This is a genomic window from Arthrobacter sp. 10T419, from assembly GCF_056394105.1.
The window spans coordinates 122,535-134,101 of sequence record NZ_JBFTHF010000002.1; the positions used below are offsets into that span (position 1 = coordinate 122,535).

Consider the following 11,567-nt stretch of genomic DNA (forward strand, 5'->3'; position numbering starts at 1 on the left):
CCACAATTAGTCCGACGCGAAAGTCCGTCCAACCGGCTGTTCGGGTGGCCGTAATATTGGACGACTTCTCACTGACCGCCTTCAGTATGGAATGGGATTGTGTTCCGGTAGTGCCAGCGACTTGGCGGGCTCAGCTGGAGGACAGGCGCATAGACTTCTTGTTTGTGGAATCGGCCTGGACTGGCAACAGCGGGGCCTGGACCGGCAAAATAGCGGCCAAGCACCCGGCTGAATTATCCGTTCTTCAGGAACTGACAACCTGGTGTAATGAACGGCAGATACCAACTGTTTTCTGGAATAAGGAAGACCCGCCCCACTTTCAGGATTTTCTGTCGGCAGCCAAGCTCTTCGACCACGTCTTCACGAGCGATTCGGGCAAGCTCGAGGACTACAGACGCGAACTGGGCCACGAGAGAGTAGCGGTGCTGCCATTCGCGGCCCAGCCAGCATTGCACAACCCTGTGCGACCGAAATTCGGCTGGCACGAGCGTGACGTTGCTTTCGGAGGAATGTATTTTACCGAAAAATACCCCGAGCGTCGCGAGCAGTTGGACCTTCTGCTCACCGCTGCCGTCAAAGCGTCTTCCTCCATGAGCACCGGGCTGGAGATATTTTCACGCCAGATAGGCGGCGAGGCGAAATATCAGTTCCCGGAAGAATTTGAGGGCCGCGTGGTGGGCGGCCTCGGATATGCCGAGATGCTGACGGCCTACAAAGCCTACAAGACATTTCTTAACGTGAACTCTGTAGTGGATTCACCCACGATGTGCTCCAGGCGGGTCTTCGAGGTTGTGGCGTCCGGTTCCAACCTCGTCACAACCCCGAGCCCGGCCATCGACACATACTTTGGACCCGACGAAATCTTCAGTGTTCAGACTGAGGCGGAAGCGGAGCAGTTGCTTAGGGCGCTGCACCGGAATCCTGAAATGGGGGATCGCCAGCTCCACCGCGGGCAACGACGCATCTGGCGGGACCACACATACAGCATACGAAGTAAACAGGTGCTGGCAGCCGTCGTCCCCGCCCTACAGGCAGCCGCGGGCCGGCCATTCGTCTCGGCGTTGGTCTCGACGTTCCGACCTTGGCAAATTGAACACGTGTTTGAAACTCTCGGTCGTCAGTGCCATGTTGAAGTCGAGCTGGTGCTGCTGACACACGGATTCGAGCCGGACGCCGCCGCGATCGACAGCCTTCAGCGAAAGCACGGTGTTTCTAACGTGATTTTGCTCGCGGCTCCTAGTTCAGTTCCCCTAGGAACGTGCCTCAACATGTGCGTTGAAGCGGCATCAGGTGAGGTTCTGACCAAAATGGACGACGACGACTACTACGCTAGTAACTACCTGAGTGACCAGTTGTATGCGCTTGATTACTCTGGTGCCGACGTTGTCGGAAAACAGGCCCACTACATGTACCTCTCCGTGCTCAATGCAACGCTGCTGCGCTTTCCGGAGTGGGAGCATCGGTATACTCGGACGGTCATGGGTCCGACCATCATGGGTACTGCAGACATCTTCCGCCGTTTTCCGTTTGCTGCGATCGGCAAGGGGGAGGACAGTCTGTTCCTTCGGGACATCGCCAGGGATGAAGCGAGTGTCTATTCCTCCGACAGGTTTAACTATTGTCAGTTGCGGTCTGGTTCGGGTCATACCTGGACGGCCAGCGAAGCAGAACTGTTGGCTACAGGGTCATTGAAATTTTTTGGAAACTACAGGGACGAAGTCTCTGTCTGAATGGGGGAATCACCTTATGAATACCATTGAAAGCGTAGCGGTCGTCGGTCTGGGCTATATCGGACTTCCGACTGCAGCGATTTTGGCAGGCAACGGCGTGCACGTCGTCGGCGTGGACGTGAACCCTGACACCGTAGAATCTGTCAACCGAGGCGAGGTCCCGTTTGTGGAGCCGGACTTGGCTTCCTACGTGGCCGGGGCCGTGAGCCAGCAGAAGCTCCTCGCGTCGACTGAAACGCCCAAGGCACAGGCGTACATCGTGGCTGTTCCGACCCCGTTCAACGCGGACCACACTGCCGATGTCAGCTACATCAAGGCCGCAGCAGAGGGAATCGCCCCGCAGCTGGTCGGAGGTGAACTCGTCATCCTTGAATCCACCTCACCTCCCGGGACGACGAAGCTGCTTGGTGACTACCTCATCAGCCTACGACCGGACTTGAGCTTGGACGGGGCCGAAGGCAGACCTGCTATTCATGTGGCTCACTGCCCAGAACGCGTCCTGCCGGGCCGAATTATGATTGAGCTCGTGACCAACGACCGCATCGTTGGGGGGCTGACTACTGAGGCCGCGAATTTGGCGAAGGCGCTGTATGCCGTTTTCTGCCAAGGGGACATTTTGGTGACGGACGCTGCCACCGCTGAGATGGCGAAACTCGTGGAAAACTCCTACCGCGACGTCAATATCGCTTTTGCGAACGAGCTCTCTGTGATCAGCGACAAGCTTGGCATTAATGTCTGGGAACTCATCAAGCTGGCCAACCATCATCCGCGTGTCAACATACTGCAGCCCGGGCCTGGCGTAGGCGGACACTGCATTGCTGTGGATCCTTGGTTCATAGTAGCGGCGGCACCCGAGGAAGCCCGGCTTATCCGGCAGGCCCGCGAAACCAATGATTCAAAGCCGGCCTGGGTCATTCAGAAAGTCCAAGAAGCCATCGGTAACAAGGTATCCCCGAAGGTAGCCGTATTGGGGCTGGCCTTCAAGGCCAACATCGACGACTTGCGTGAATCCCCGGCTGTGAACATCGTTCAGCAGCTAAGCGTCAAGCTTGAGGGTGCCAGCATCCTAGTCGTGGAGCCCCATGTCGACAGCCTTCCGCGGCAGCTGTCCGGTCTTCGGAACGTCTCGCTCGAGGAACTTGAGTCTTCGCTGCACGTTGCGGATGCGGTGGTCCTCTTGGTCGATCACGATGTCTTCAAGGAGATCGACCCGGTCATGCTAGACGGCAAAGCGGTAGTGGACACCCGAGGCATCTGGCAGGAGGATTCCCGCAGTATCGCTGCGGGTGTCTAAAGAAACGCGAAGCGAGACTATGACGTATTCAGATGAAGTTGCACGGCTAAGCACCGTTCAGCTTGCCAAGCGCAAACGGTACATGCAGGATATCGACTCCCTGATACGTGACTACGAGCGTCTTGTCGTTGCTGAAGGGAAATACCGCCGTCGGGCCGAAAGCCTGGACAAGGATCTTCGCGCCATGCGGAGGGCCAGAGACAAGGCGATGGCGCAACTGGACGCTGCCAATCGAAGCAACAATGAGCTCAAGTCTGTCCTGAAGGCTCTGCGGTCCTCGAAAAGTTTCCGGTTAGCACGTGCGATCGGCGTTCCCGCACGATGGCTTTCCCGCGCAGCGGTCGCGCCACGCAGGAGTGCAGGAAACGGTTCAATCTCGCCGTCTGCATTAGGCGGCCGTACTGCCGCCGAAGCGACGCGGTCAATCCCCGGGAAGACGCCATCTGCAAAGGCGACGGTTCCGGCACGTCCCACTCGCCACCAACTTCTAAACGACTTTGCAACACATCCGTCGAAAGCCGCCGCGCTGAAGCTGATTTCGCACGATTACTTCGACAGGGGAGCCATCCTTCAGCCGGCGGACTTCATCCGACAGCATGCAGCGTTGCTGGAGGACGTCGGCGGGAGTGAGCTCGTACTGCTGCAAAATATCTTGGGCCAATATGAGCTGTTGACGGCCCCTCCCTTCATTGCCCAGCGACAGCCGAATGCTGGGTACTTGGCGGAACACGGCCGCATAATGTACTGCGCTCATAGCACGGGCCACTTCAACAGTAATGGTTACTCGACTAGGACCGCAGGGGTTGTCGGTGGGCTAAGAAGCAACGGCGAAGACGTTGTAGTTGTTGCCCGACCGGGCTACCCGTGGGACTCCAAAGTCGATGTGCCCGTCGCCGCGGCTGAAAGATTTGTCCGGGAAATAAGCGGCGTGCAGCACGTCTTCAATCCAGGTCCCAGCTGGACCGGTGACCGCCTCGACTACTATCTGGCGGAAGCCACAGACGTCTATGTAAGAGAAGCCCAGCGCCACCGCGCCTCAGTCATACATGCTGCCTCGAACTACGTGACGGCGCTTCCGGCGCTCCTGGCCGCCCGACGACTTGGTATACCTTTCGTATATGAAGTCAGGGGACTGTGGGAGATAACGCAAGCCTCTAGCAAGCCCGCATGGCGTAATACTGACCGGTTCCGCCTCGCAATGAGTCTCGACACGCTGGTTGCCAAGGAAGCTGATTCCGTACTGGCGATTACGAGCCAGGTGCGGGATGAACTGGTGTCTCGGGGCGTAAGTGGGCACGCGATCAGCCTCTTGCCTAACGCGGTTGACACTGACGCATTTACTCCAATGCCGCCTCTGGAATCTCTACGCAAGAAACTAGGATTGGCCAGCGATACCACTGTGGTGGGATATGCGGGAAGCATCGTGCCCTATGAGGGACTGGAGGACCTCCTGGAGGCGGCAAAATTCGTCCTCGACGCGGGCGTGGACATCACTGTGGTTGTAGTTGGAGACGGAGCGGAACTAGCGGCACTGAAGCGGCAGGCGACAGAATTTGGAATTCGCGACAAAGTAATCTTCGCCGGCCGCGTCGCAGCAGCAGATGTCCCTGGCTACCTTAGCTTGTTCGATATCATGCCCTGCCCCCGACGCCGATTGCCTGTAACTGAGCTGGTGTCGCCGTTAAAGCCTTTGGAGGCAATGGCCAGCGCCAAGGCACTGATCTTGAGTGACCTCGCGCCGATGCGCGACCTTGCCGGCCCGAACCAGGAGCGGGCACTGCTGTGCGAGGCCGGAAGTCCCGAATCCCTAGCCGCCGCTATAATCAAATTGACCGGGGATCCCGAGGCGCGGACTTCCATGGGGCGACGGGCAAGGCTTTGGGCTATAGACCAACGAACGTGGAGGGCTGCCGGCAGTACAGCTGTTCGCGCCCACGACCGTGCCAAGGCCGCCAGTGCGGCGACGTCCGCGCGAAATCTCAACGAACTGACCATCGGAATTATTTCGGACGAGTTCACCCTGGAGGGTTTGCGCGGAGAGGTAAACCTGGTGGAACTCCGTCCTGACTGCTGGCGGGAGCAAATCGCTGCTCAGCCGCTTGATGCGCTGTTCGTGGAGTCTGCCTGGGAAGGCCTCAACGGACTCTGGAAGCAGAAAGTCGGGTACTACGATGAAGCGCGCTTCTCGACACTGAAAGAGATTCTGGAAGACTGCAACACGCGGGACGTGCCGACGATCTTTTGGAACAAGGAAGATCCGGTGCACTTCAACCGCTTCCGCGAAACATCGCGCCATTTCGACCACGTATTCACCTCGGATTCGGATTGCATTCGCCGATACAAGGAGAACGCTGGCCCCCGCCAGAAGACCGTCGCCTCACTGACCTTTTACGCCCAACCCCGCCTACACAACATCATCCCGGCCAACCGCCCCTACGATCACACGGTCGCCTACGCGGGCTCCTATTACGGTGACCGGTACAAGAACCGCTCAGAAGAGCTGGCAACCATACTCGGCGTCGCTAAGAACCACGGACTAGCTGTTTACGACCGCCAACATCTGAACCCCGAAAGCCCGTATCGTTTCCCAGCAAACTTGAGTCGTTTCGTCCGTGGCGGGCTTGCCTACCCGGAAATGGTTGAGGCATACAAGGCTCACCCGGTGCATATAAACGTGAACTCAGTGGATGCATCACCCACGATGTTTTCGCGTCGCGTCATGGAACTTGCCGCTTCCGGTTCAGCTGTAGTCAGCGGAAAGGGGCTCGGCGTCGAGCAGATCATGAACGGGCTAGTGCCCGTCGTCCGGGGTGCCGACGAGGCGGGGCTACTTATCCAGGAATGGATGAGTAACGAACGATCCCGTAACCGCGATGCGTGGTTGGCCTACCGATATGTACATCGCGGCCACACAGCCGCCCACCGACTTGCTTACTTACTTCGGACCGCAGGCCTTACCGTCGCGGCACCCGAACTGCCCTCCTACGCTGTCTACGTGCCGGAACTGACAGCGGAGGTCGCCTCAGTTTTGGGCATGCAGACAGTTCAGCCCGCTCACGTCTATTGCGCCTTGGCCAGCACCGAATCGCGACTCCCAGTTACAGTCGTAAGCGATCGCGATGCGGCACGACGGCTCGCGGAAGCCGCCGGAATTTCGTTCATGGGCGAACCGGGGACAGGACACTCGGACCGCACGATCTTTGAAGATTTGCTTACGCCCACGACCTTTGGAGCCTGGAGTTCGATCTCCATCTCAAGCGAGGAACTTGATACCCCTGGTCTCGGTCTGGCGCAACTGGGCGAAGGCAACGGCCATGAACCCCTGCTCCGAAACATCTCCGGAATGCTGCCAGCGAACCCACTACGCCTTAGGCGGGAAGTAGAGGCCTCACCGACAAGGCCCACGAACTCTAGAAGCAACGAACCGAAGAACGTACTGATTGCGGGACATGACTTGAAATTCGCGACGGGAATAATCGGGGAACTGGCTTCGCGTGGACATAACGTCACCATCGACAAATGGCAGGACCACACCCGGCATGATGAGGAGCAAAGCCAGACCTTGCTGGCCGAAGCGGACGTGGTGTTCTGCGAATGGACACTGGGCAACGCCGTCTGGTATTCAAGGAATGTCTCGCCACACCAGCGGTTGGTCACGCGGCTCCATCTTCAGGAAATCTCGCGTCCCTACGTGAGGGACGTTGCATACTCTGCAGTCGACAAAGTCATTTTTGTCGGAAAGCACATTCTGGATGTTGCGGTAAGGGACCACGGGGTTCCGGCAAAACAGAGCCTGGTCATTCCCAACCCGGTAGACGTCACTTCGCTCGACCTGGACAAGGCCGAAGGTGCCAGATTCAACCTCGGATTTGTCGGCATTGTTCCAGCTAGAAAGCGTCTCGACAAGGCGCTCGATGTTCTGCGACTCCTGCGAATGAATGACGATCGCTATCACCTCTTCATCAAAGGTAAACGTCCCGAGGACTTTCCTTGGATGGCCAACAGGCCAGACGAGATGTTCTTCTACGAAGAGCAGTACGCGCGAATAGGAGCGGACCCGTTGCTGGCGGGGGCGGTCACTTTTGATGCGCAGGGCGACGACATGGCCGAGTGGTACAGAAAAATCGGAATCGTTCTCTCCGTAAGCGATTTTGAGTCATTCCATTTAACGCTTGCCGACGGGGCTGCTTCCGGAGCCGTCCCCGCAAGCCTCGCCTGGCCCGGTGCTGACCAAATCTACCCAACCGATTGGTTGCACGCCGACGAACGCGCGATGGCGGTCTTCTTGTCTGGTTTGAACGAGGATTCGTGGAGAATAGCAGGCGCGCGTGCAAAGGATATTGTCGATACGCGCTTCGAAAGCACCAAAGTGATCCCGGAACTGGTGGCCACTATTTTAGGCGGGGACGAAGGGTAGACGGCGAATTCGGGTTCGCGAACGCTGATGGAGGGGGCGTGACGACCAGGGCGTCGGGGATTTGGCATTTCCCCGACGCGTGGCCTGGCGCCTGGGAATTGAGGTCGTTGCGATCGATCCATCCAAGTGGGTTGCGATCAGACTTACATATCAACCATGCCCGCGGCCCGCTCCAGCAGGGAGAGCCAGGTCAGAGGCACCGGAGACAGCTTTGTGCACAGTGGAGGAGGATCCACAGCAGTAGCCGATCTTGCCCTGCCCGTGGCGGCGGTTGACATGGAGGGCAAAGTTCCGGCGCTGCCGTCGGACGGGGTCCCTTTGGTGACCGGGGCGGGCGGCTGTGTGTCACTGCCGGTCGGAAAATGAGCAATTGTGACGGCAGCCGAGTTCAGTGGTCGTCGCCACAGTTTATGGTCCCCTCGGGGGTGATGCGAGACGTCGTCATCGAGCTGGATGGGCCTGGAGACGCGGGCGACGCACCATCACCGATGTTGAAGCCGTCGTCGAGTACGACTGAGGTCAGTAGATGGTGACCATCGGTTCCTTGATGTAGACGCGCTGCTCGTAGGTCGGCTGGAGTGTGCTGCTACCCGAGCCGCGGTAGAGTCCGCTGTGCCAGACGACCCACTGGGAGTCCCACGCTTCGGCGGCGTGACACCACGTCCGCTTTCCAATCTCAGCGCCCTCAGGGTCGAGGCTGACGCACGCAAGGGACTTCACCGCGTCAGCACGATACGTCACCGTCGCGTACGTTGCGGAACCGTCCACGAACGGCAAGAGCGGAATGCTCCATGCCTTGAGACTGGAGCCGTCGTCGCCCCACAGGCGCCAGTATCCGTTCTCCACCCGGAGCGCGACCTGGGCGTAGCGCCAACCACCATCCTTGTCGGGACCGTGCAGCTGGACCAGGGAGTGCCATGACCTCCCGTCGTTCTTCGCAGGGCCGAGGACCGGCTTGAGCCAGCCCTTCCACCGCGTTGTCTTCCCGGGCGCGGACAGCGTCGCAGCCGCCTGCGACGCGCCGACCTTGATCTCACTGCGGCGCTTGAGGTCAGGCGACGCATCAGCGGGTGCGCCGGTGATCCACCAGTCGGTCGCCTCGTATTGCCCGGGCTTCATGCCGTTCCACTCCGAGGCGGTGTACCACGCGGGCTGACCCACGCCGTTGGGTGCGGCCATGGGCCCGTAGTTTGTATGGCCATGCGCTGACGCGCTGACCGTGGGCGCAAGCATGAGGGCAGCTGCCACCATGCCCGCGATGCTGCCTCGATTGAAGATCACCTTCGAGCCTCCTTCACACACTGCTTCCACAGCTCGACATTGCGTTTGGCCCACCATTCGGAGGCCTCCCACTCGGGCTGGTCATTGTGCGTCTCGCTGTAAATGAGGTGCGAGCAGCAGTAGTTCCGGTCTTCGCCCAAGAAGCTTCATTGCAGTAGAGCGCTTGTACGCGCGACTCTTGCAGTGCGCCTCGGGCATGATCCCACGTCGTGGCTTGTTGCCCATCGGGAGGATTTCGCACAGCGCGACCGGTGATCTCTTCATGCCCTCGCATGGGCGTGGACGAGAGTGGTGTGACAAGCTTGCGCGTCTTCGCGTACTTGCGCTTCTGAGCCGGGGTGCGTTCGGCTCCGGGCGTGGTCATGACCTCATCCCTCTACAGCCGCCAGCACTCCGCCGCGTTCTTCTGCCCTCTGCGTGATGACTTCATTATGTGTCGTCGCCAAGCTAAGGCCTTCGTTCTCAGGCTCGTCCTCCGTTGACGTGACCTCCTGCGAGTTCTTCAGGGAGTTGGCTGCACTGTCGCCGTGCGGGATTTTGCCCGCTTCGGGGCGCGCACTCAAATTCTCAGCGTCGGCATGCGAATCGCCGCCGCCGGCGCCCACGACACCTTTGGATCGGACGTTGGCGACTTCCTTCACCAGCTCCTCTTTGCGCATGCCGGATGCAACGCTAATGTTTTTGTCATAGGTCTCGTGGTGGAGTTCGTCCACCTTCATTTCCCGCAACTCAGTCGCGCCGACATCTGGCGTATGAAGCGTCGCAACACCCGGCTTTTCAGTCATGGCGTCCTCCTCGTGCAGGACGAAAGCCAATTACTAAGTTGTATAGTCCGTGCCAGGAGCGTCGTCAAGATCTCCCGCTCGCAGGCTAAGAGGGGCGTATGCCACGGCGGGATCCAGTTTTTGCCCCACTTCAATGCCTATCGTCTTTGGCCCGCGGGTTCGGCTTGGCGCGCCCCTTGGGCTCGGCCCCCACTATCCAGTTCCTAAAGCAAAGCGTGGACATGAGCCGCAGTTCGGCGGGCAGCTCCCCAGACAGTTGAGGCCTTGGGCATGACCCGAAGGGGAGCGCAGGGCGAGCTCGGCTGCAGATTCGCGGGCAGTTCAAAAACACTGGTGGCAGGGTAGCGGAGCTCATGTGCTGACCTCCTTGACGACGTCGATCATCGGGCGGCCGTCGCACGGAACTTACACAAGCACTGGACTCCTACGTGGAGGTATGGGCTGCCGCAGAGAACTCGGGCAGTGGGGCCTCTTGAAATGGGGGTCTACCGAAAGCAGAGATCGGCATGACCGCATCACGCAGGCGATCTACCCGCGAATTCAAGGACGAGTTGGGCCGCGAGGTGATCAACACGTCCAAGCCGAGTTCGAGCGCGAAGTTCAAGAGCTGCGGGCCGAGACCGCCTACCTGAAAAACGCCGCTTTGATAAGGTGGCGCATCGGACCGGTCACGCTCGGTCGGCGACGGCCTTCCATGCGTAGAACGACTCTTTATAGCACCACAGCACCCGCGAGGCCGCTGCGACGGAAATCCCGTCCGTGGCAAGACCAAGGACCAGCGGAAACTGCATTCTGGGAACAGCTCCCGGGCGAAGAACGCCGCTGCCCGGCGAAGCCTCTCATTCTCGCGCTCCAGTACCCGGATCCGTTTCCTGGCATCCCTGAACCCCGCGGCTTCCTTCTCCCTCAGACCTGGCCCATGGCCGGCCTGTCCTACTGGAATACGTCTGTCGTCAGCTGACGAAGTTGAAGTTTCATGCTGAGGAGTTCCTTCCTTAGCTTGGCTGCTTCATCCACAATCGACGCTGAAATTTCCCAGGTCTTGTTGGAGCCTGTAGACGGCGCATTCTTGGCGTGCTCTCTCCATTGACCGAGGTTTTCCTGGTCAATCCCGAAAGTTGAGTAGGAAGCCTGCGTCATGAACCTGCAGCCTTCATCCTCGAGAATCGCTGTCCGTCGTGCACCGAAACTTGTGTCAGACTGCTTGTGCCGCATGTACATATACGAGCGGCTTGGCTCATTATCTACAATGACATTCAACGCATTTTTCTGTGCCCACTCAGCCAATCTGTGGTGCCCTACCTGCGCATAAGACTGAACCAAAGAAGCCGGGCCATAGAAAAAAGTATTCATGGACATGAACTCATGACTAATCGGACGCATTTTTCTGTCCGCCAAAGAAACTTCCCAGCCCCCCGGCAACGTAACCAGTGACGCATTGTAGTCCACTCGGGCCACTAACGAAAGACAACGGTCAAGGAAGTCAGATGCCAGGGCGTCATCGTCATCGATTCTGATGAGGCCAACTTTCTGTCCCTCCGCGGCCCGAGCAGACGCAAAAGCTTCCAGCTCGGCGAATGCGTCGAAGTGGAACTGAACCGGCGCGAATGTCACAAGGTGTTCCAGGCCGACCGAGGTGACGAGTGCCCTAAGAATCTTCAGGGTCTCGGAGTCCATGTCTTTGTCTATGAAGATGATCCACTCTGTGCCTGGCCTGCAAAACCGTCCCACCGAGGGGAGTGTCGTGGCGGCAAACAACCGGAGTCGGTAATCCCACCAGCGCGGATCGAAAACCCCTATGCCCATCCTTGTATAGAAAATAACGGGGATGGTCGGTCTTGGGAACAAGCCCGGTTCCGGGTCTCCTGTGCACTCTGCTGCGACATGCGCGTCCGCGGGCCCCTCCGTCGCGGGTCGAGAAGCGGAAGTGCCAATGTCGTGCATCTCGGATTCTCTTTCCTGCTAGCTCTTGTAACCGCAACGAACTCTATACGATCCCAGGCGCAGCGTGCGGGCACCGTCGCGGCGTTGCTGCCTTCCTTACCCTGCAGCCACCAGCT

At 59.0% G+C, this 11,567-nt stretch carries 6 protein-coding genes; 3 read left to right on the top strand and 3 right to left on the bottom strand.

The genetic code is table 11. The features are described 5' to 3' along the window. Nucleotides 1-164: 164 nt before the first annotated feature. From AC1DBD_RS04190 to AC1DBD_RS04200, 3 genes are read left to right on the top strand one after another with little or no spacing between them, the layout of a single operon-like run. A complete protein-coding gene (locus AC1DBD_RS04190) occupies nucleotides 165-1,730 on the top strand; it encodes a glycosyltransferase family protein (protein WP_476916869.1) in 1,566 nt (521 codons plus the stop codon). A 16-nt stretch (nucleotides 1,731-1,746) separates the two neighbouring features. Then, nucleotides 1,747-3,024: a UDP-N-acetyl-D-mannosamine dehydrogenase gene (wecC, locus tag AC1DBD_RS04195; RefSeq protein ID WP_476916868.1), complete on the top strand. Its 1,278-nt coding sequence runs from the start codon at nucleotides 1,747-1,749 to the stop codon at nucleotides 3,022-3,024. Nucleotides 3,025-3,043: 19 nt separating this feature from the next. After that, entirely contained in the window at nucleotides 3,044-7,441 is a 4,398-nt protein-coding gene (locus tag AC1DBD_RS04200) for a glycosyltransferase (protein ID WP_476981490.1), read from the top strand. A 519-nt stretch (nucleotides 7,442-7,960) separates the two neighbouring features. On the opposite strand, the gene AC1DBD_RS04205 is transcribed toward AC1DBD_RS04200, so the two are convergent. The 3 genes from AC1DBD_RS04205 to AC1DBD_RS04215 all read right to left on the bottom strand — a co-directional run bounded on the left by AC1DBD_RS04205 (nucleotide 7,961) and on the right by AC1DBD_RS04215 (nucleotide 11,451). Beyond that, on the bottom strand, nucleotides 7,961-8,722 hold the full coding sequence (locus AC1DBD_RS04205) for a hypothetical protein (RefSeq protein WP_476916866.1): 762 nt from the start codon (nucleotides 8,720-8,722) through the stop codon (nucleotides 7,961-7,963). A gap of 368 nt (nucleotides 8,723-9,090) precedes the next feature. Further along, nucleotides 9,091-9,507, bottom strand: coding sequence for a hypothetical protein (locus AC1DBD_RS04210; RefSeq protein ID WP_476916865.1), 417 nt, complete (start codon nucleotides 9,505-9,507; stop codon nucleotides 9,091-9,093). Nucleotides 9,508-10,440: 933 nt separating this feature from the next. After that, nucleotides 10,441-11,451 carry a glycosyltransferase gene (locus AC1DBD_RS04215; protein ID WP_476981491.1) on the bottom strand — a complete coding sequence of 337 codons (1,011 nt, stop codon included), beginning with the start codon at nucleotides 11,449-11,451 and terminating at the stop codon, nucleotides 10,441-10,443. Nucleotides 11,452-11,567: the final 116 nt, after the last annotated feature.